The sequence below is a fragment of the Acetanaerobacterium sp. MSJ-12 genome, from assembly GCF_018917875.1.
In the GTDB taxonomy this organism is placed as follows: domain Bacteria; phylum Bacillota; class Clostridia; order Oscillospirales; family Ruminococcaceae; genus Bittarella; species Bittarella massiliensis.
The window spans coordinates 189,982-209,162 of the sequence record NZ_JAHLPK010000002.1 but is presented as its reverse complement, the minus strand read 5'-3'; the positions used below and the strand labels follow the sequence as shown (position 1 = coordinate 209,162).

Annotated in this window: 19 protein-coding genes and 1 pseudogene; 10 read left to right on the top strand and 10 right to left on the bottom strand. The window is 64.7% G+C overall.

Translation table 11 applies throughout. The features are described 5' to 3' along the window. Positions 1–15 precede the first annotated feature (15 nt). The 5 genes from KQI11_RS02990 (at position 16) to KQI11_RS02970 (ending at position 4,041) form a co-directional block, all read left to right on the top strand. Entirely contained in the window at positions 16–849 is an 834-nt protein-coding gene (locus KQI11_RS02990) for a transporter substrate-binding domain-containing protein (RefSeq protein ID WP_216401036.1), read from the top strand. Positions 850–930: 81 nt separating this feature from the next. Next, positions 931–1,596: an amino acid ABC transporter permease gene (locus KQI11_RS02985; RefSeq protein WP_216401035.1), complete on the top strand. Its 666-nt coding sequence runs from the start codon at positions 931–933 to the stop codon at positions 1,594–1,596. Beyond that, the gene (locus tag KQI11_RS02980) at positions 1,583–2,305 is read left to right on the top strand and encodes an amino acid ABC transporter ATP-binding protein (RefSeq protein ID WP_216401034.1); all 723 of its coding nucleotides are present in this window, start codon (positions 1,583–1,585) and stop codon (positions 2,303–2,305) included. The genes KQI11_RS02985 and KQI11_RS02980 overlap by 14 nt, the downstream gene beginning before the upstream one ends. Before the next feature lie 29 nt (positions 2,306–2,334). Then, entirely contained in the window at positions 2,335–3,186 is an 852-nt protein-coding gene (locus KQI11_RS02975) for a polysaccharide deacetylase family protein (RefSeq protein WP_021658130.1), read from the top strand. Between the two features lie 12 nt (positions 3,187–3,198). Beyond that, on the top strand, positions 3,199–4,041 hold the full coding sequence (locus KQI11_RS02970) for a polysaccharide deacetylase family protein (protein WP_216401033.1): 843 nt from the start codon (positions 3,199–3,201) through the stop codon (positions 4,039–4,041). 69 nt (positions 4,042–4,110) lie between these two features. On the opposite strand, the gene KQI11_RS02965 is transcribed toward KQI11_RS02970, so the two are convergent. Both KQI11_RS02965 and KQI11_RS02960 read right to left on the bottom strand, forming a co-directional pair. Next, positions 4,111–5,220 carry an aldo/keto reductase gene (locus KQI11_RS02965; RefSeq protein ID WP_286172476.1) on the bottom strand — a complete coding sequence of 370 codons (1,110 nt, stop codon included), beginning with the start codon at positions 5,218–5,220 and terminating at the stop codon, positions 4,111–4,113. A gap of 29 nt (positions 5,221–5,249) precedes the next feature. Beyond that, positions 5,250–6,383, bottom strand: coding sequence for an aldo/keto reductase (locus KQI11_RS02960; protein WP_216401032.1), 1,134 nt, complete (start codon positions 6,381–6,383; stop codon positions 5,250–5,252). Positions 6,384–6,569: 186 nt separating this feature from the next. Between KQI11_RS02960 and KQI11_RS02955 the strand changes: the two genes are divergently transcribed. Beyond that, complete coding sequence (locus tag KQI11_RS02955) at positions 6,570–7,094, top strand: hypothetical protein (protein ID WP_216401031.1); 525 nt, start codon at positions 6,570–6,572, stop codon at positions 7,092–7,094. 53 nt (positions 7,095–7,147) lie between these two features. Here KQI11_RS02955 and KQI11_RS02950 read toward each other — a convergent pair whose 3' ends face one another. The 3 genes from KQI11_RS02950 to KQI11_RS02940 form a co-directional block, all read right to left on the bottom strand. Beyond that, the gene (locus tag KQI11_RS02950) at positions 7,148–7,717 is read right to left on the bottom strand and encodes a biotin transporter BioY (RefSeq protein ID WP_216401030.1); all 570 of its coding nucleotides are present in this window, start codon (positions 7,715–7,717) and stop codon (positions 7,148–7,150) included. A 194-nt stretch (positions 7,718–7,911) separates the two neighbouring features. Then, positions 7,912–9,297, bottom strand: a complete 1,386-nt coding sequence (locus KQI11_RS02945) for an MBL fold metallo-hydrolase (RefSeq protein WP_216401029.1) — start codon at positions 9,295–9,297, stop codon at positions 7,912–7,914. A gap of 21 nt (positions 9,298–9,318) precedes the next feature. Beyond that, complete coding sequence (locus KQI11_RS02940; RefSeq protein ID WP_286172503.1) at positions 9,319–10,146, bottom strand: HAD family hydrolase; 828 nt, start codon at positions 10,144–10,146, stop codon at positions 9,319–9,321. 304 nt (positions 10,147–10,450) lie between these two features. Here KQI11_RS02940 and KQI11_RS02935 point away from each other — a divergent pair, with 304 nt between their 5' ends. Then, on the top strand, positions 10,451–11,308 hold the full coding sequence (locus KQI11_RS02935) for an LCP family glycopolymer transferase (protein WP_216401027.1): 858 nt from the start codon (positions 10,451–10,453) through the stop codon (positions 11,306–11,308). 59 nt (positions 11,309–11,367) lie between these two features. On the opposite strand, the gene KQI11_RS02930 is transcribed toward KQI11_RS02935, so the two are convergent. Continuing rightward, on the bottom strand, positions 11,368–12,168 hold the full coding sequence (locus KQI11_RS02930) for an XRE family transcriptional regulator (RefSeq protein WP_185915855.1): 801 nt from the start codon (positions 12,166–12,168) through the stop codon (positions 11,368–11,370). 107 nt (positions 12,169–12,275) lie between these two features. Between KQI11_RS02930 and KQI11_RS02925 the strand changes: the two genes are divergently transcribed. Further along, entirely contained in the window at positions 12,276–12,518 is a 243-nt protein-coding gene (locus tag KQI11_RS02925; RefSeq protein WP_185915856.1) for a hypothetical protein, read from the top strand. A 135-nt stretch (positions 12,519–12,653) separates the two neighbouring features. Here the strand turns inward: KQI11_RS02925 and KQI11_RS02920 are convergent, their stop codons facing one another. Both KQI11_RS02920 and KQI11_RS02915 read right to left on the bottom strand, forming a co-directional pair. Then, the gene (locus KQI11_RS02920) at positions 12,654–12,830 is read right to left on the bottom strand and encodes a hypothetical protein (RefSeq protein WP_185915857.1); all 177 of its coding nucleotides are present in this window, start codon (positions 12,828–12,830) and stop codon (positions 12,654–12,656) included. Beyond that, positions 12,817–15,897, bottom strand: coding sequence for a hypothetical protein (locus tag KQI11_RS02915; protein ID WP_216401026.1), 3,081 nt, complete (start codon positions 15,895–15,897; stop codon positions 12,817–12,819). Before KQI11_RS02915 ends, KQI11_RS02920 begins: the two co-directional genes overlap by 14 nt. A 202-nt stretch (positions 15,898–16,099) precedes the next feature. Between KQI11_RS02915 and KQI11_RS13415 the strand changes: the two are divergent. Both KQI11_RS13415 and KQI11_RS13140 read left to right on the top strand, forming a co-directional pair. Continuing rightward, a pseudogene (locus KQI11_RS13415) lies at positions 16,100–16,591 on the top strand (RNA polymerase sigma factor); the annotation flags it as partial. Positions 16,592–16,986: 395 nt separating this feature from the next. After that, the gene (locus KQI11_RS13140; protein ID WP_286172473.1) at positions 16,987–17,301 is read left to right on the top strand and encodes a hypothetical protein; all 315 of its coding nucleotides are present in this window, start codon (positions 16,987–16,989) and stop codon (positions 17,299–17,301) included. A gap of 298 nt (positions 17,302–17,599) precedes the next feature. On the opposite strand, the gene KQI11_RS02905 is transcribed toward KQI11_RS13140, so the two are convergent. After that, positions 17,600–17,944, bottom strand: a complete 345-nt coding sequence (locus KQI11_RS02905) for a Smr/MutS family protein (protein WP_185915860.1) — start codon at positions 17,942–17,944, stop codon at positions 17,600–17,602. 27 nt (positions 17,945–17,971) lie between these two features. Beyond that, positions 17,972–19,159, bottom strand: coding sequence for a transglutaminase domain-containing protein (locus KQI11_RS13410; RefSeq protein ID WP_216401024.1), 1,188 nt, complete (start codon positions 19,157–19,159; stop codon positions 17,972–17,974). Between the last annotated feature and the right edge of the window lie 22 nt (positions 19,160–19,181).

The following is a 19,181-nucleotide window of genomic DNA, read 5'->3' as shown; positions in this document are numbered from 1 at the left end:
AGAGAGGAATCGACTATGAAACTGAAAAAAGTATTGGCTGTCGCCCTGGCGGGCGTTTTGACACTGGGAGCCTTCAGCGGCTGCGGCACCGACAAGAGCGCCGGCGGCGACGCCGGAAGCGACACCAGCGGAAAACCCCTGGCGGGCAAGCACTTCACCATCGCCATGAGCGCCTCCTTTAAAAACTTTGAGACCGTCACCGTGGACGACAGCGGCAAGGAGGTCTACGAGGGCCTGGACATCGACTTTCTCAACCAGATGGCCGAGGACATGGGCTTCACCTACGAAATTACCAACATGCAGTTTTCCGGCCTCATCGGCGCCCTTCAGTCCGGCCGGGCCGACTTCGTCCTCTCGGGGCTGACCGCCACCGACGAGCGCCGCAAGAGCGTCGACTTCTCCATCGGCTACATCGAGAGCCGCGACGCCTTCCTGGTGAGCAAGGACTCGGGCATCAAGACGGTGGAAGACTTGAACGGCAAAAAAATCGCCTGCTCCACCGGCACCTCTTACGAGACCACCGCCCGCAAGGTCCCCGGCGCCATCGTCACCACCTTTGACGGCCAGCCCGCCGTGCTGGCCGAACTCAAGAGCGGCCGGGTGGACGCCATGTGCACCGACGGCTCCCTGCTGCAGGGCTTCATCAACGACAACCCCGACCTGGACGGCTTCATGATCCCCAAGGACAGCGAGATCAACAAGGACGTGGACAAGGAGTTCGCCATCGCCTTCCCCAAGGGCTCTGACCTGATCGAGGCCTTCAACACCGAGATCAAGGCCCTGCAGGACAGCGGCAAGATGGACGAGATCGTCACTAAGTGGCTGGGCGAGGCCTATATCGGCGAGTAGCCCCTTCCCTTCCCCCCTACACCAAAAAGGCAGACTACGGCGCCGGCCGCCGTGGTCTGCCTGCGCGAAAGGAGAATCCCCATGAATCTGGACTTCGGGATCATCCCCAAGTACCTGCCCATGTTTTTCCGCTCCATCGGCGTCACCATGCAGGTGACCCTGCTCTCGCTGCTGGTGGGCTTTGTGCTGGCCATCCCCCTCACCCTCTGCAAAATCTCCCGCAGCCGCATCCTCCGGGGTTTTGCCCAGTTTTACACCTCCATCTTCCGCGGGGTGCCCCAGCTGGTACAGCTGTTTCTGGTCTACTTCGCCGTTCCCCAGCTCTTTGCCTACAAAATCACCGCCCTGCAAGCGGCGGTGCTGGCCTTCGGGCTCAACTCGGCGGCCTTCCTCTCGGAGAACCTGCGAGGCGGGGTGCTGGGGGTCGATGCCGGCCAGAAGGAGGCCGCTCAGGCGCTGGGGGTCTCCTACCCGCGGATGATGTGGGACATCGTCTTTCCCCAGGCCATCAAGAGCGTGCTGCCCAGCATCATCAACGAGGTCATCAACCTCCTCAAGGGCACCTCTCTGGTAGCCACCATCGGGATGGTGGAGATCATGCGCACCGCCCAACTGGTGATGAACGCCACCTACCGCTCCTTTGAGCCCTTCCTGGTGGCCGCCCTCATCTACTACGTCATCGTGACCATCCTCAACTTCATCGCCAAATGCATTGAAAGGAAGGTGCGCAAAAGTGATCAGCGTTAAGCATGTGAGCAAGGACTTCGGCGAGCTGGAGGTCCTCAAGGACGTCTCCCTGGACATCCAAAAGGGGGAGATCGTGGCCATCATCGGCCCCTCCGGCTCGGGCAAATCCACCCTGCTGCGGTGTATGAACCTGCTGGAAACCCCCACCTCCGGCCAGGTGTTCATCGACGGGGTGGACATCACCCAGAAAAAAGTCGACATCCTCTCGGTGCGGGAGAAGGTGGGGATGGTCTTTCAGCACTTCAACCTCTTCCCCCACATGACGGTGCTGGAGAACATGACCTACGCCCCCCGCAAGGTGAAAAAGGCCGACAAGAAGGCCGCCGGGAAAAAGGCGATGGAACTGCTGGAGCGCGTCGGCCTGGCCGACAAGGCAGGGGTCTACCCCGCCACCCTCTCGGGCGGACAGAAACAGCGGGTGGCCATCGCCCGCGCCCTGGCCATGGACCCGGAGGCCATCCTCTTCGACGAGCCCACCTCCGCCCTGGACCCGGAGATGGTCAAAGAGGTGCTGGGGGTCATCAAGGGGCTGGCCGACACCGGCATCACCATGGTGCTGGTCACCCACGAGATGGGCTTTGCCCGGGAGCTGGCCGACCGCATCTGCTTTCTCGACGAGGGCCGCCTGATCGAGGACGCCCCGCCTGAGCGCTTCTTCTCCAGCCCCAAATCCCCCCGCGCCAAGGAATTTTTGGAGAAGGTGCTGTAAAAATCGCCGCACGAAAGGACGATCCATCTATGCAAATCAAATGGCCAAACGGCTGCAAAAGCGCCGCCATGTTCACCTTTGACCTGGACGGCGACATCATCTGGCAGAACATGTCCGCCGACGAGCCCCACGCCGACCAGCTCATCCGCGCCCGCTCCATCGGCCAGTACGGCCCCAACCGCTGCGTCGACATGATTTTGGACCTGCTGGACAAATACGGGGTCAAGGCCACCTTCTTTGTGCCCGGCTATGTGGCCGAACACAACCCGGCAGTCATCCAAAAAATCGCCGCGGCCGGGCACGAGATCGGCAACCACGGCTACACCCACGAGCGGTTTGTGGAGAAGAGCCGGGAGGAGCAGATCGAGATCATCGAAAAGACCCAGAAAATCATCAAAGAGATCACCGGCAAGGCCCCGGTGGGCTTTCGCACCCCCTCGGGCGACTGGGCGGTGGAGACCCCCTACCTGCTGGAGGAGCGGGGCTTCTCCTACTCCAGCTCGATGCGGGGGGACGACCGCCCCTACCACACCGTGCTCGACGGGCGGGTGACCGACTTCATCGAGATCCCCTCCAAGTGGGAGCTGGACGACTACGTGGCCCAGGCCTACAGCATCTACCCGGCCGAGCCCGCCGGTCTCGACCGCATCTCCTGCTACCGCAACGTGCAGGACACCTACCTGCGGGAGTTCCGCGGCTACCACCGCTACGGCCTCTGCATCTCCTTTTTGATGCACCCGCAGATTTCCGGCGCCCCCGGCCGCAACCTGATCCTGGAGGAGATTTTGAAGGAAGTCACCTCCCACCCCGACGTCTGGATCGCCACCGGCGCAGAGATCGCCGACTGGTGGCGCGCCACCTACCCCACCGACCCACAATAGGAGGAATGGCAGATGTACACCGAGACAATGACCTGGCCCCAGGGCAAGCGCTGCGCCGCCCTCATCACCGTCAACCTGGACGCCGAGTACTTCTGGCTGCAGCTCGACCCGGCGGCCAAAGAGATGCCCAAGACCCTCTCCATGGGCCAGTACGGCATGCTGCGGGGGGTGGACCGGCTGCTGGACGTGCTGGCGCGCTACCAAATCAAAGCCACCTTCTTCTGCCCCGGCAAGGTGGCGGAGGAGTACCCCGACAAGCTGCGGCAGATCGCCGCGGCCGGCCACGAGATCGGCTGCCACGGGTACGAGCACGAAAACCTCTCCCTCTTCTCCGCCCAGGAGCAGCGCCGGCGGCTTGCGCGGGCGGTGGCCGCCATCGAGGCCGTCAGCGGCCAGCCCTGCCGGGGCTTTCGCGCCCCCGAGGGGGACCTGACCCTGGAGACCCTCGCCATCGCCAAGGAGTTGGGGATGGTCTATTCTAGCGACCTCTTTGACGACGACCGGCCCTACTACCTCCCCCTGACCCAGCCGGGGGAGGAGATCCTCGAGATCCCCATGCAGTGGGCCAATTTCGACTTCCCCTACCTGGCCTTCAACTACCGGCCGGCCTTCCCCTTTGGGCAGGGGCGGGTGTCAAACTACACCAACATGCTCTCCAACTGGAAAGACGAGTTCCTCGGCCACTACAACCACGGTCTCTGCTACGTGATGCAGCTGGACCCGCAGACCATCGGCAACCCCGGCCGCACCGCCGTGCTGGAGGAGTTTTTCGACTACGCCACCGCCATGGAGGGGGTCTGGTTTGCCACCGGCAGCGAGCTGCACGCCTACTGCGAAGAGGCCCTCAAAAAATAGACCTCCCCCCAAAGAGAAGAGGGGCCGGGGAAGAGATGTCTTCCCCGGCCCCTCTCTCGTTTTGCCCCTCTACAGCTGCCCCTGAAAATAGGCGGCGATCTCCTCCATCCGGCTCTCCTGCTTGACGTGGAAGGGACAGCGGGCCTCGCAGTGGCCGCAGCGCAGGCAGGCGTCGGCCTTCAGCGAGAGCTTTTGGTAGTGCCCCGCCGCCAACACGTCCCCCGCTCGGGCCAGGTCGTAGTACTTGTTGATCAGCCCCACGTCGAGCCCCGCTGGACAGGGCTGGCAGTGGTTGCAGTAGACGCAGACCCCCTCGGCGTTCGGGGGGGCAAAGGCGCTGATGGTCGAGTAGTCCCGCTCCTGCGCATCGGCGTCCAGGTAGGCCAGCACCGCCTGCAGGTCCTCCTCCCCCCGCACCCCGGGGAGGACGGTGAGCACCCCCGGCCGGTCCAAGGCGTACTGGATGCACTGGGTCTTGCTCAGGGCCCGGCGGAAGGGGGAGGTCCTCTCCCCCAGCAGCTGCCCGCCGCCAAAGGGCTTCATCACCGAGATGCCGACCCCCTCCCGCTCGCACTCCCGGTAGAGGCGGCTCCGGTTCTCGGCGCTGCCGATGCCGTAGGTGCCGGTGGAGTAGTCGTAGGCCGGGTTGATGCTGAACATCACCATGTCCACCAGCCCCGTCTCCAAAAAGCGGCGGACGATCTCGGGATTGTGGGAGGAGAGGCCCAGGTGGCGGATCACGCCGGCTGCCTTGAGGGCTTTCATATAATCCCAGAGGCCGCCGCTCAGCACCTGGTCGCAGTCGTCCTCCTCGTCGATGCAGTGGACAAACCCCATGTCGGTGTAGTCGGTGCCCAGCAGCCGCAGCTGTTCCCGAAAGCTCTCCTCGATCTTTGACTGCTCCCGGGTCCAGCCGTACCTGCCGCCCTCGTACACCGCGCCGAAATGCATCTGCAAGAGGAGCTTCTCCCTCCGCCCGGCAAAGGCGCGGGCATAGCAGGGGTAGGGCTTCCCCTCTGAGGCGGCCATGTCAAAGTAGTTGATGCCCGCCTCGATGGCCCGGTCGACGGTGCGCTCGATCTCCTCCTCGCTGCCGGCGTGGATCGAGCCCATCCCCAGGCCGATGACGCTGATTTTCTCGCCGCCGTGGGGCAGCGCTCGGTACTGCATTGTTGCCATCTTCTGTTCCTCCCTGTGCAAGGGGCCTGTCAGGCCCGCACCTTTGCGGCGAAATCGGCCATCGCCTCAGAAATTTTGATTTGCTGGGGGCAGACCGCCTCACAGCTCCTGCAGCCGATGCAGGCGCCCGGCTGCCTCTCCGCCGGCAGGGCCGACAGGGCCATGGAGGCCAGAAAGCCGCCCTCGGAAAAGCTGTGCTCGTTGTAGAGGGACAGCAGCGAGGGGATGTCCAGCCCCTGGGGGCAGTGGCTGGTGCAGTAGCGGCAGGCCGTGCAGGGCAGGACCTTGCGCTCGAGCAGGCCGTCGGCCACCTCCAGCAGGGCCTTCATCTCCCCCTCGTCCAGGGGCCGCTCCTGGGAGAAGGTGCGGATGTTCTCCTCCAGCTGGGCGGGGCTCGACATCCCCGACAGGGTCACCACCACCTCGGGCAGGGTCTGCAAAAAGCGAAAGGCCCAGGCCGGGACCCCCTCGTCGGGGCGCAGGGCCCTCAGCCGCGCGGCGCTCTCCTCCGGCAGGGCGGCCAGCCGGCCGCCCCGCAGCGGCTCCATCACCCACACGGGGATCTGGTACTCCGCCAGCAGTGCCACCTTGCCCTTTGCATCCTGAAAGGTCCAGTCCAGGTAGTTGAGCTGAAGCTGGCAAAACTCCATCCCCTCGCCGCAGGCCTCTAAAAAGCGGCGCATCACCGCGCAGCTGCCGTGGGCCGAAAAGCCCAGGTGCCGGATCCGCCCGGCGCGCTTCTGCGCCATCAGGTAGTCGTAGATGCCGTACTGCCGGTCCAGATAGGCGTCGATGTTCATCTCGCAGACGTTGTGGAAGAGGTAGAAGTCAAAGTACTCCACCCCGCACTTCTCCAGCTGCCGCTCGAAGATCTCCTCCACCCTGCCCATGTTGGCCAGGTCGTACCCGGGGAACTTGTCGGCCAGGTAGAAGCGCTCCCGGGGGTGCTTCTGCAGCGCCCGGCCCAGCGCGATCTCCGACTGGCCGCCGTGGTAGCCCCAGGCGGTGTCGTAGTAGTTGACTCCCTGTCCCATGGCAAAGTCCACCATCTGGCCGGTCTGGACCTCGTCGATCATTCCGTCCTCCCCGCCGATGGTCGGCAGGCGCATGGCGCCCATCCCCAGCGCCGACAGTTGCAGGTCCCCAAATGCCTTGTAGATCACGGTCTCTCTCTCCTCTCAACAGGGCGGCCCGCCGCTGCCGGGCCGTTTTTTTCACCTTACACCCTGGAGTCCACTCCAAGTCAAGGGGGAAATTCCCCTTTTTTTGCCGCCGCGCCTTGACAGGCTGTCCCGGCGTGGGGTATGGTGAGAAAAAGCGCCCCTGTGGGCGCGAGAGGAGCAAACGAGATGCGCAAGACCGCCGTTTTGTTGATTGCCCTGCTCTGCCTGGCGCTGTCGGGTTGCGCCAAGACCGCCAGCAACCAGGAGGAGATGGTGGCGCTGGCCCGCCCCCACCTCCCCATCGCCGAGAGCGAGGCCGCCACCCTGCGGGCGGTGGGGCAGGTCGACCGGGAGGGGATGTCCCTCCTGGTCCTCGCCGCCGGGGAGGGGGAGGACACCGCCTACTTCCCCGTCAGTTTCAGCCGGAGCGGCAGCGGCTATGCCTTTTCCGCCCTGGAGGAGGGGGAGCTGACCCGGCGCGCCCCGGGCTGCTACACCTACCGCTGGCAAAACGGGCTGGTGCTGCTGGTGGACAACCCCGCCTGCGTCCGCGTCGAGCGGACCGAGGGGAGCAACCGCACCTCCAACGGCCTTGACACCACCCCCACGCTCATTTTCGACGCGGAGGCCTTCTCCGCCACCGACGGGGGCGGGAGCGAGCCCCCCTACCGCTGCCGCTTCTTTGATGCGCAGGGGCAGGAACTGCAGTGATTTTATGCCGCAGAAAAAAAGGGCCCCACCGCGGTGGAGCCCTTTTCTCTTTGCTATTTCGCGGCGCTCTTGGCGGGCAGGAAACCGCCCTTTTCCAGCCGCTGGCGGATGGGGTAGGCCACCAGGCAGGCGACGACGATCTTTCCCGCGTCCCCCGGCAGGAAGGGGACCACCCCCGCCAGCAGTGCCTGGCCAAAGGTCAGGTGCATCTGCATCCCCAGCCAGAGACTGCCGAAGACATAGCAGAGCAGGTTCCCCGCCACCATGGCCACCGGGTAGAGCCAGACCTTTCCCGGCGCCCGGTCCACCAGCCAGCCGGTGGCGGCGGCGCAGAAGATAAAGCCGATGATGTAGCCCCCCGTGGGGCCGAAGAGCTTGTCCGCCCCGCCGGTGAACCCGGCAAAGACCGGCAGTCCCACCAGCCCCACGGCAATGTAGACCAGGGTGCCGACGGTCCCCCGCCAAAAGCCCAGGCAGGCCGAGCAGAGGACGACCGCAAAGCTCGCCAGGGAGATGGGCACCGGGGTGAAGGGCAGGGGGACGGACAGGGGGGCCAACAGGGAGATGATGGCCGCGGCCAGGGCGGTGAGCACCAGCTCCCTGGTCTTGGACGATTGACGCATGGGAATTCCTCCTCAATGTAAACTATGTTCTGCGTTTTAAGTATACATTGATTTTTTCCTCCATTCCATCCGCAGATGAAACAGCCTTTCCCGCCCGCCTCCATTGTAAACTATTTATAGTATACAAAGTTTACAGCAGAGGAAAAAGGAGCGCCCCGCCGGGTTCGGCGGGGCGCTCTTCAGGTCAGGCGCCGTCAGGGGAAGAGTTTGTCCAGGTCAAAGGTCTGGCCAAAGGTGGGCAACAGCTTGGGGATCTCCCCGGTGTCCAGCAGCTCGGGGTGGTTGCCGTGCAGGGGGGCCACCAGCTTGGGGGCGGCCAGCTTCACCATCCGGGTGATCTCCCGGGGGATGGCGTGGCCAAAGGTGCCGTGGAAGTGGTAGCGCACCCCGAAGTCGTCCAGCCAGGCGTGCAGGATCTTGTCCCCCGCAAAGAGGGGGTTGCCGTCGGCGTGGAAGTAGTGGGAGGGGACGCCCTGCTCCCCGGTGCGCTCCAGCTCGGCCATGATGGGGGTCTTGGGGTAGATCAGGTAGAAGACATAGTCCTTTTTGTGGTGGACGATCTCCCGCAGGCTGACCGTCTCGTAGGGCAGGCCGCTGGGGTCCTCCCCCTCAAAGAGGCGGATGGCGTCGGTCTCCCCCAGCACCGGGTCCCCCTCCAGGTGGCTCAGCCCCTCGGTGGCAGCGGTGTGCCAGAGCAGGGCGGTGGCCCGGTCGAGCACCAGGGTGCGGCCGCACTCCTTGGTGACCTTGATAAAGTCCGCCACCCGCTCCACATTGCGGCAGAGGATGTTCAGATAGCACAGCCCCTGGGCCCTCTGCAACATCTCCCGGTAGAGGCCGGGCAGCTCCAGCTCCTTCTGGGGCAGCTGCTTCTGCCAGAGGGTCTCCTCCTTGAGCTGGGTGGTCTCGGTGATGATCATGTCCAGGTGCTGGTCGGCCATGTCGGCAAAAAGCCGCTCCACATAGTCCCGGTGGCGGCCGTGGGTCCGCCAGTCGCCGGTGTAGAGGATCTTGTGCCCCCCGGCGGTGACCAGGAGGGCCGACGCGCCGGCGATGTCGTGGTCGGTCTCCCGCAGCTGGATGTGAAGGTGCTCGCCGATTTGGCGCTCCTCCCCGTCGGCCAGGCCGATGACGTTCGCCCTGGTGCCGTACCACTCGCCGCTGGCCACCACCCCGTCATAGACCGAGACCGAGTCCTTGTGCATGTACAGGTCCACCTGCTCCCCCAAAAAGGGGAGCAGCTCCATATGGTCTTGGTGGATGTGGCTGACAAAGGCCGACACCCGCTTGTAGCGGGGGAACTGCATCCCGTCCCAGGCGTTTTGGATCACGTCCTCATAGGACAGATCCCCCAGGCAGTCCGGGTCGTAGAGCTCAAAGACCGGCGGGGCCTTGCGGGTCAGCAGGTGCTGGCGCAGCCCTCGGGGCAGCTCCATGTGCACTGCCGGGTTGAGCCAGTCGTAGTGGGCCGAGGGGCGGGCGCCGTAGTCAAAGAGGATGGCGTCCTCCCCACAGCCGATGAGGACGTGGGTGCCGCCGATGGTGTTGAGACCCGAGAAAAAGGTGATGGTAGGGCGCATGGCGTCTCTCCTTTCTGCCGCTTAGCGGGCCAGCCGGCGCAGGGTGTCGCAGAGCTGGTCGAGGGTGGTCAGCCGGGCGTCCCACTGCACGTTGTCGTGGATCTCATAGGGGGACATGCAGATGGTCTTTCCCCCGAACTTCTTGATGGGCGAGAGGTCGTTGAAGGTGTGGTCGCCGATGGAGAGCATCTCCTCCGGCCGCACGCCGGTCTCTTTTAAGATCTGGGGCAGCAGGGTGTCCAGCCCGTAGGGCTTGTTGGTGCCGTACTTCACCTGGTAGACTTTGTCCAAAAGCCCCAGCTTGCGAATAAAGCCCTCGGCCCCCACCTGCTGGGTGTTGGTGAAGATGTAGGTCTTTTTGCCGCTGGCGGTCACCTGGCCCACCGCCTCTTTGATGTCCTCGTGCAGATGCATGGCAAAGGGGCCCTCCAGCATCTCCTCGCGCACCTTCAAAAAGCACTCGGTCCCCCGGGTGCGGGGGATCCCCATCCGCTCGCCGATGAAGAAGGTCACACTCCAGGCGTCGCCCATGTAGGTAAAGTGCTTATTGTGGTCGAAAAACCGCTCCTCAAAGCCGTCGCTGCGCCGGTTTTCCACCGGGGTCACGGCAAACAGCTCCTCCACCGTCTCGCAGTGCAGGTTGGCGTCGGTCTCGTAAAAGTGCCCCAGTTTCAGGGGCAGCTGCCCCCGGATCAGTTCAAAGCACTTGGCGGTGATGTCGTCCTCCCGCCCCTGCCAGCGGGTCCCCTCGGCCAAATAGGCCACGTTGCGGGCGATAAAGCCCTCGTCCTGGTACAGGGTGCCGTCCATGTCCAGGATGACGACCTTGCAGTCCTCCAAAAAATCCATCTTCAAAGCGTACTCCTCCTCGCTGCCCCCGGCAAAATCAAACGAGCAGCCGCATCTGTCCCTCTAAAAGCCCCGCCTCCTGGGGCGCAGGTCTCGCACATCTGCCGCTGCTTCGGTGAAATCACCCGGTGGTTTTGTATTGATTTGCCTCTATGATAAAACGTTTTTACAAGAAAAGCAAGGTCTCATTTGCACAAAGGCGCTCCCCCTCTTTTGTCGATTTGGGGCAGCTGCGCCGCCCGCATATCTCCTCTGTGGGCAGGCCATACTCTCCCTGTAAATGAGCAAAAGGGGGAAATGGCCCGTGAAACGCAGCACCCGTCTTTTCTGGCAGAGTTTCAGCCTCACCTTCCTCGCCCTCATCGCGGTCTTTGCCCTGGCCTTTGGGCAGCTGGTGCAAAAGCCCGCCCTGGAGGAGCGGGAGCGGCAGGCCCAGGTGGTGGAGGCAAACTACGCCTCGGGCACCAATCTGCTGCTCTGCCTGCGGCCCGAGGAGCGCAGCCTGCCCGACGCGTTTTTGCTGGTGGGGATCAACGGGACCAAGCGGCAGCTGGCCCTGACCGTGCTCCCCCCCTGCTGGAAGGTGTCCTTTGCCAACCGGGAGGACAGCCTGCAGCAGTGTTACGGCTACGGCGGCGCCATGGAGTGCATCTCCTCCCTGCAGGCCCTCACCGGGCTGCGCATCGACTACTACGCCGACTTGACCGACCAGACCCTGGCCGCCATCCTCGACGAGGTCGGGGAGCTGCCCTACAGCGTGGCCGAGGACATCTACCGCTACGACGAGACAAGCGGCCTGCTCACCTTCAAGCTGCCCTACGGCCCCCAAGATCTCAGCGGCGACAAGCTCACCGGCTACCTGCGCTACACCAAGCTGGAGGGGGACGAGAAGGAGACCCTGCGCCTGAACCTCTTCAAGGCCTACCTGGACCGCTATCTCACCGCCCAGTCGGTGGCGGGGATGTCCCAGTGGTTTGCCCGCTGGTCGGGCCAGTGCAAGACCAACATCACCTCGGTGGCCTGCCTGCAACTGCAAAAGGAGCTGACCGAGGCCCTCTCGGGCCAGCCCAAGACCATCACCGCCCCCCAGATCTTTTACAGCGGCGGGCGGGACTACGACCCCACCCAGGACGGGATGCTGCTGAAAAACTACTTCCGCTAGGCGGCAAAGAGAAGGGCCCGGACAGATGTCTGTCCGGGTCCTTTTTCCCTGTTGTCCCCTCACAGCAGGTCGAGGCGGCCCACCACCGTTCCCAGGCAGCAAAACTGGCTGCCCTCCTCCACGGCGACGTTGGGGAAAGCCCGGTTGAGCGCCGCCAGCCGCACCTTTCCGCGCACCCGCTGGTAGAGCCGGATATACCCCTCCCCATTTAGGTTGAAAAGGCCGATCTCGTCCTGTCCGGCCGGGCGGCGGGAGAGCGCCAGCACCTCCCCGGCGTGGTAGGCGGGCTCCATGGCGCTGCCGTAGAGCACCACCGCAAAGTCGGCGGCCTGGGCCGTTTCGCTGTCTTTTACCGAGATGTGGCGGATGGCGATGGAGTCCACCGCTGTCTGCCCGCCCTCCGCCCGGGTGGGGAGATAGCAGGGCAGCACCAGTTTTGCCGGGTCGCCGGGGCGGTGGAGGGCGTCAAAGGTCTTTACCATGGTCAGGAGGATTCGCCGCTCCCTGCCGGTGAACCGACGCAGGCTCCAAATCAGCCGGTACTCCTCCTGGGTGAGGAGCAGGGGCTGTTCCACCTCCTGCTCCAACAGGGCGGCACAGCTCTGCCCGCTGGGGTAGACGTCGCAGAAGTAGCGCATCGGCAGCCCGAAGAGCTGGGCCAGCCGCTCCACCGTCTTGAGGGAGGGGTCTTTGGTCGCCCCGCTGAGGATCTTGTTGAGGGTCCCCAGGGGAATGCCCGAGTAGTCCGCCAGCATCTGGGTGGTAAAGCCCTCCCGCTCCTTCAGCAGCCGCAGCTTTTCCGAAAGGTCCTTGCCGCCGCCCTCTTCCCAAATATCCGCGTTCGGTAAATTTTCACCCATTTTCTGTAAAAGTCCCCTCCCTTTATTGACTTTGTCTCCCATCCTGGTAGCATGGAATGCGCGGCGTGTGGGCGCCGCTACAAGAAGGAACAAAAGGAGACATTGCGATGAGTAAGAACCACTGCTTTGCGGTCATTTCCAACCCGGAGAAAAGTCGTTTTGGCATACAGGCGGAGGGCGGGATCGAGACGCCCCTCTTCTCCCCCGACCCCTTACAGGTGGCCCGGCTGGCCTCCCTCTTTGAGCGGGAGGATTTGGACCCCGCCCATCTCTGCGACGTGGTGCGGGATATGTTCTGCGCCGCCGCCTTTCCCGACAGGGATTCCTACTTTCCCTCCCTCGAGTGGTAGCTGCCCTTTTCTATCCTTATTTTACCATTTCAAAAAATTGTTGAAAAGCACATATTTTCGACAAAAACAGACACCCTTTTCACATCTGAAAAGGGTGTCTGTTTTTTTATTTGAGGGAGGGGTGCTGCCCCCGCGTCACAGCTCTCCCCGGTCGCGGCGGCGGGTGCGGCGGATCAGGTAGCCGCTGCCCAGCAGCACCGCCCCGGCGAGGATCAACAGCGCCGGAAGGTCTAACCGACAGCCGGCAAAGACAAAGAGGGCCGCGCCCCCGCCCGCCACCAGGGTGAAAAAGAGAAAATCACAGAGTTTCACGGTCTTCTCCCTCCTCCCGGTCCAACTGTCCCTTGCGAAAAAGGGTGTAGCCGGCGACCAGCACCGCCAGCGCCAACAGCCCCCAGTGGACGCCGCAGGAACCGTCCTCCCGGCCCAGCCCGCCGCCCAGCAGTCCGGCGTCCGCATCCCCAGTATTGGGTTGCCCGCCGGCAGGCGCGGCAGTCTCCCCGTCCAACGATCCGCCGGCAGTCTTCTCCGCCAGCTCGTACTGCAAAAAGAGGGAGGTGCGGTTGCCGGAGGAGTCCTCCAGGGTGTAGGCAATGATGTATTCCCCGGGCCGGGTGGTGTCGATCCCCTCCACCGCCTTTCCATCCCGGGTCACGGCGAAGCGGATCTCCTTGAGGGCCCCGTCCGGCTGGGCCGAGGTGAACTTATATCGGCCGGCAATCAAGTCGCGAATTTCTGCCTCGTCCAGCCAGCCGCCCGACAGGGGCGGGTCGGAAATCGCCTGCACCAGCCTGTCCTTCACGGTGGCGTACTTGGTGCCGCTCTGCCAGTCCTCCACCACCTCCGGGTCGTCGGGGCGGCTCCCCGGCTCCACCGTGGGGTCGCTGGGGTCGTACTCCACCACCGGCGGGACTCCCTGGCCCACAAAGGTATAGGTCAGGTGAACGGTGGTCTGGTTGCCCTGGCTGTCGGTCACCGTCTGGGTGATGGCGCAGCTGCCGGGCCTGGCGGTGTCAAGGGCCGCCTCCCTCCCGTCCACCGTCACGGTGACCGGGCCGTGGGTGAGGACACCGTCCCCCTGGGCGCTGCCGAACTGGTAGCGCCCGGATAGGATCTCCGCCGCCACCTGGGCCGTCAGCTTGCCGCCGTAGGCGGGGGGCGTGCCCACCACCTCGGTGATGCTGTCGTAGAGGTGGGCGTGTTTCTTCCCGGTGGCCGGGTCGTCTTTGATCACCGGCTTGGGGAGGGGCTTCAGGGGGTCGAAGGAGGGGCCCACCGGCGGGTCGGGGTCCTCCCCCCAGTCCACCACCGGCGGGGCGTCCCGGTCGATGAGGGTGTCGGTGAGGAGCACCGTGGTGGTGTTGCCGTCCGCGTCGGTGACCACGCAGGTGACGGTGAAGCTGCCGGGCTGGGTGGCGTCCACCCCTTCCCCGGTGACGTCCTTGCCCCCCTGGGCGATGGTGTAAACATAGGTGAGGTCGCTGTTGCCCGGCACGTTGGAGGCAAAGCCGTAGCGGCTGTCAAAGAGGTCCTTCGCGTCCTCTGCCGTGAACCGCCCGCCGTAGAGGGGGGCCTCCCGGTCGATGACCTCCTGCATGCTGTCGTGGATAACGGTGTGGGCCAGTCCGTTTTCGTCCACCTCCTTCTCCGGGTCGGAGGGGGTGACGCTGGGGTCGCTGGGGTCGGCCGAGGGCGGGTCGTTGACGGTGACGGGCAGGGGGTCGGAGATATTCCCCGCCGCGTCCACCGCCCGATACTTGCTGTTTTGGGCGACAACAAAAGTCTGGCTGGCGGCGCCGTTGCCGCCGGTGAGGGGGAACATCTTGGCGCCGACCCAGCGGCCGATCTTGGCGTCGTAGCGCTCGACCTTCCAGACGCCCGAGAGGCTGTCCGACAGGGTGACAGTCTTCCCCGAGGCGGAGAGGGTGGGCTTGGTGGCGTCGATCTTCACCGCGTCCTCCACCGTGGTGGACAGTTCCCCCGTCTGGGTGTTCTTGGCCTGGTAGGCGGTTTTCCTCCCCCCGGTCTCCTGGCTGTAGCTGGTCTTGCGGTTGCCCTGGTCGAGGGTAGCGGTGACCACCTCCCCCTCTTTGATGAGGAATTGGTTGAACTGGTCGGGGTAGAAGGCGATCTCCACCGGACCGGCGTTCCAGCCATTTTCATTGGCTGGGGTGCGGGTAAAGTGGTAGTCCTTCCCCGCCGTCCCCTGCTCCTCCGCCGGTTTCTCCGGGTCGTAGGGCACCAGGGGCTTGGCGGGGATCAGTTCGTCCCCCGAATACTGCTTGGACTGAAAGAAGTCGTCCACCATCATCTGGCCAATGGTGACCGCCTTGCCCTCGGGATTTGCCACCTTGGCCCGGTAGGTGATGACCGTCTCGGCAGGGGAGCAGTCAAAGGGGATGCCCCCTGTCGCCACATTGCCCCCCTGGGCAGTCACGTCCACCCCGTTCACGGTGATTTTTTGGCTCTTGCCTTTGCTCTCCCCCCAGGTGGCGGGGTCAAAATGCAGCCCGGCGGTGGGGTACTCCTCGCTGTCCGAGAGCTTCAGGTGGCTGGGGACGGTGCCCCCATTTTCCCAGTTGTTTTTGATTTTTGCCTGCACGGTGACGATGCTGCCGTCGGCGATCGGCGTCCCCTGGGGAATGGTCCCTCCGCTCTCGTCGAGCAGTTTGGTCTCAAGAAAGGCGGGGCTGTAATCGGTGTAGGCCATTTTTAGAAATGTTCCTTCCACCCGCCCCACAGCGGGGACGTCGCCCTTGTAGTCCATTGTCCCCTCGATACCCACAGTGACCACATCTTCAGTAAAGGGGTTGGGGTAGGTGATGCTCTTGCCGTTGTAGGACAGGGTAAAGGCATTGGCCGCCGTGTCAAAGGAGAGGCAGTAGGGCTTATTTTCCCCAAAGTCCGCCTCCGTCAGCGGCTGCTGCGGCTGCTTGTAGTCGTTCCCCTGAACGACGGTGATCCGCTCGATACCGCCCACCCGACCGACGGAAAACCGATAGTTGGTGGTGCTGTCGTAAAGGGCCACCTCCCCGTAATGGCAGTGCCCGCTCCCGACAACGGTAAAATTTGCCTCGAGCTTCCAGTTGGCTTTCAGCGAGATCTTCCCCTTGGAAAAAAGCGACGTGTTGCTCACGCTGTCCGCCCAGTGGTCCTCATCCGCAAAGTGGACCCAGTTGCCGTCGACGACGCCGACACCTGCGGTGGTGGAGCGCATGGCAAAAATTGCGTTCAGGTTTTTTTCCTCTACAAAGCTCCCTGCCGACTGCCCGGCGTGGACCGGCCGGCGAAGGGCGCTCGCGCCCCCCACCACCAGGGCGGCCGCCAGTCCCAGGGCTGTCAACCGCGCCCCCAGTTCCCGCCGCTTACCGTGTTTCATGGCGTTTTCCTCCCCTTCGTCAAGGGCGCATCTGCCCCTGCGCCTCAATCTGTTTCTAAATAGGTGTACGCCATTTTCAAAACGGCCAATTCAAAATTGCCAAAAATCGAAAAAAATTCCCAACTCCCCAAATGCGTTGTTTTTCAGGCAAAGATAGTGTACACTTTTCGACAGGATACGGCAAGATTTGGAGGGGTGGAAAATGGAGGAAAAACGGACGCACCGGCAGCTGGAAGCCCTTCTCCGGGCGGCCCGGCAGGGGGATGAAGAGGCCTTCGCCCAGCTCTACCGCGCCACCGCCCCGGCCCAGCTGGCCCAGGCAAAGCTGCTCTTAAAAAGCGCCGCCCTCGCCGAGGAGGCGGTGCAGGAGAGCTACCTCACCCTCTACCGAAAGATGGGCGACATCCGCGACCCCCGCTCCCTGGTGGCCTTTCTCAACAGATCCACCTTTCTCGCCTGTCAAAATCTCCGCCGGGTGGAGGGCCGCCGCGCAGGGAGCGGGGACGAGCTGCTGCCCGGGCTTCCCGACCGGGACCAGACGGGCCAGCCCGAGCGCCGCGCCCTGCGCGAGGAGCGGGAGGCCGCCCTTCACCGCGCCGTCGCCGCCCTGCCGGAGCGCCGCCGGCAGGCGGTCGTCCTGCACTATTTTCAGGGCCGCAAGGTGGGGGAGATCGCCGCCCTCCTCCACTGCTCCCCCGGCACCGTCAAGCGGGATTTGCAGTTGGCCCGGGCCCAGCTGCGGCGGGAGATGGACGGGTTCCTCCCCGCCTTCCTTCCCGCCGGGCTGGCCCTCTCTGCGGCGGGGCGGCGAGCCGGGTTTCGCCCGCCGCCCCCGCACACTGTTCCCCTTCCCGCGGCGGCCCTGGCGGGCATTGCCGCGGTGGGGGGGAGCGCGGCCCTGGCGCTGCTGCCCACCCCGCAAATAGGCAGCGTGCAGAGCACCCCCGCAGGGGGCGGCGCCCAGGTGTCGGTCCAGGCGGAGGGGGCCAGCCAGGTCTGGCTGGAACAGGGCGGCCGCTCCCTCCCCTGTCGGCCCGGGGAGGAGGCGTCTTCACCCTCTCCCCCGTGGCCCCCGGCCCCTGCACGGCGGTGGCGGCCGGGGCCAACGGCCGCACCGTCCGGGTGGACTTTTTGGTGGGGGACGGCGACCTCTCCTCCCCTGTGCTGGTCGAGAGCTGGGGCGAAAACGGGCTGGTGGCCCTGCGGCTGCAGGACCCCAGCGGGGTCGACTGGCCGACCCTCTCCCTCACCGGGGAGGACGGGACCTCCCTCTCCCCCCGCCGGGTGGACGGGGCGGCCGGAGTGGCCTGGTTCGACGCCCCGGCCGGGCGCTACACCCTCTCGGTCTGCGACCGGCTGGGCAACCGGGGCAGCGGCCCCTTCTGGGTCGAGCTGCCCCAGTGACAAACAATAAGAGAGGGGCCCTTCCCCGCGGGGAAGGGCCCCTCTCTTATTGCCAGCAAAAACCACCGGCCCTGCCGGTAATTCCGTCCCGCAAAAGGCGCTCGCTGCAAGCACCGGGCAAAGGCGGGCCGTCAACGGCAGGGGGACAGTCTAAGGGGGTGTCTTAAACAGGCAAATTTGCCCGCTTTCATGCCGGGCCGTAACAAGGCAGACCGAATTTCGCCGCGCCTTTGGCCGCCCGCGGACACCAAGCCTTTTATGGCCGCGTCGTCCTCCGGCTCTGCCGGGGAGCACGCCTCTATTTCAGCATCACCAGGGTGACCCCCAGGTTGTTTCGCCCCATGTCGCTGTCCCGGGTGACGAAGAAGTGGCGGCGCATCATCCGCTGGGTGTCCGGATCAAAGAGGGAGAAGCGCTCCCCCGGCACCACCAGGGCCAGCTCCCCCCGCTCCCACTTTCGCTCCAGCTCCAACCGCACCGCCCGGCGGATCTTTCCCCCCTTGCCGGAGGAGCCGTAGCCGTGGATGAACTTCACCACCTTGCAGCCGCCGTTCTTGGCCCGCCGCAGCGACTTTTCCAGGTGCTCCAGGGCCTCGTCCACATAGGGCATCCCCTCTTCTAGGTTGACGGTGTAGACCTCCACGCCGGGCCCCTCCTTCCCAGCCGCCCGTCAGGAGGCGACCTTCTCAAAGTAGATTTGCAGAGTGAACTGGTCGGGGTTTTGGTAGTAGGAGTAGCGGTAGGCCACCGCCTCCCTCCCCAGGGCCTCGTTGACCCCGGAGATCAGCCGCCGCATCCCCCCGGTGCTCTCGGCCGCCGACTGGATGGCCTGGGCGTCCCCCAGCTGCATCTCCACCGAGTAGTCGCCCCGGCCGATGTTTTCCGCCGCCGCGGCGATTACCCGCTCGGCGATCCCCCCGAAGTCGGCCCCCTGCAGCCCCTTTACCCGGTAGTAGTTCATCTCGGTGGAGTCGGCTGGGGGCAGGGGGTAGTTTTCATCCCCACTGATCTGGTGGTCGCGGGAGATGGCGGCGGTGGTGATGTTTTGGTAGCTGTGGTTGAGAATCACCTCATCCTCCCCCATCCCCTCCATATAGAGGTCGTTCCAGGTGGGGTCCACGTGGTAGTAGCTCTCCCCCAGCTTCACCATCACCCAGCCGTGGCGCTCGCCCCGGCTCTCCCCCCGCACGTAGAGGCAGGGGTAACCCAGCCTCTGGTAGAGCAGTTGGGCGGCCTTGGCATACCCCTGGCAGACCGCCCGCCCGTCCACCAGGGCGCCGTAGGCGGTGTAGGGACTCTTCCCGCTCAAGTCGGTGTCGTAGCGCACCCGCCGGGCCAGCTCGTCGCTGACCCAGACGCTCTTTTCAAAGTCGCCGGGCAGGGCAGCGCTCTGGGCGGTCAGCTCCTCCACCCTCTGTTCCAGCTCCCCGTCCATCCGGGCGATCTCCTCCCGGGTGCCGATGTAGCGCAGCAGCACCTTCTGCACCCGGCCGCCGGGTCCGGTGACATAGCTGTACCCGTCCACCCAAAAGTGTTCGGGGCTGTCGGAGAAGTAGTAGCGGTAGACCGTCTCCAGCTCCTCCACCGTGATGCGGCTGTCCACCTGGATGCTGTCCTCGGCCCGGGAGACGGCGCTGTACAGGTCGTCGTAGAGCTCCCGCTGCAGCCCGTCGAGCTGGGAGCGGCCGTATTTTCCCTCCAGCTCCACCTGCTGCCGGGTGACCGGCTCCCCCCGGAACAGGTCGTTGCTGCCGGTGCGCAGCTCGTCCAGCAGCGAGCAGCCGCAAAGGAGGGACAGGGTCAACCCGGCCCCCAGGGCCAGGGCGGCCCCGCGGCGAAATAGGCGGTGGATTTGCACAGGCGATCTCCTCTCTCTGGTC

Bases quoted from the DNA above. Each gene is read 5' to 3' on its own strand.
- KQI11_RS02915 (WP_216401026.1), bottom strand. From the start codon at position 15,897: ATGAAACACGGTAAGCGGCGGGAACTGGGGGCGCGGTTGACAGCCCTG.
- KQI11_RS02945 (WP_216401029.1), bottom strand. From the start codon at position 9,297: ATGCGCCCTACCATCACCTTTTTCTCGGGTCTCAACACCATCGGCGGC.
- KQI11_RS02940 (WP_286172503.1), bottom strand. From the start codon at position 10,146: ATGGATTTTTTGGAGGACTGCAAGGTCGTCATCCTGGACATGGACGGC.
- KQI11_RS02970 (WP_216401033.1), top strand. From the start codon at position 3,199: ATGTACACCGAGACAATGACCTGGCCCCAGGGCAAGCGCTGCGCCGCC.
- KQI11_RS02950 (WP_216401030.1), bottom strand. From the start codon at position 7,717: ATGCGTCAATCGTCCAAGACCAGGGAGCTGGTGCTCACCGCCCTGGCC.
- KQI11_RS02930 (WP_185915855.1), bottom strand. From the start codon at position 12,168: ATGGGTGAAAATTTACCGAACGCGGATATTTGGGAAGAGGGCGGCGGC.
- KQI11_RS02965 (WP_286172476.1), bottom strand. From the start codon at position 5,220: ATGGCAACAATGCAGTACCGAGCGCTGCCCCACGGCGGCGAGAAAATC.
- KQI11_RS02925 (WP_185915856.1), top strand. From the start codon at position 12,276: ATGAGTAAGAACCACTGCTTTGCGGTCATTTCCAACCCGGAGAAAAGT.
- KQI11_RS02955 (WP_216401031.1), top strand. From the start codon at position 6,570: ATGCGCAAGACCGCCGTTTTGTTGATTGCCCTGCTCTGCCTGGCGCTG.
- KQI11_RS02975 (WP_021658130.1), top strand. From the start codon at position 2,335: ATGCAAATCAAATGGCCAAACGGCTGCAAAAGCGCCGCCATGTTCACC.
- KQI11_RS02990 (WP_216401036.1), top strand. From the start codon at position 16: ATGAAACTGAAAAAAGTATTGGCTGTCGCCCTGGCGGGCGTTTTGACA.
- KQI11_RS02985 (WP_216401035.1), top strand. From the start codon at position 931: ATGAATCTGGACTTCGGGATCATCCCCAAGTACCTGCCCATGTTTTTC.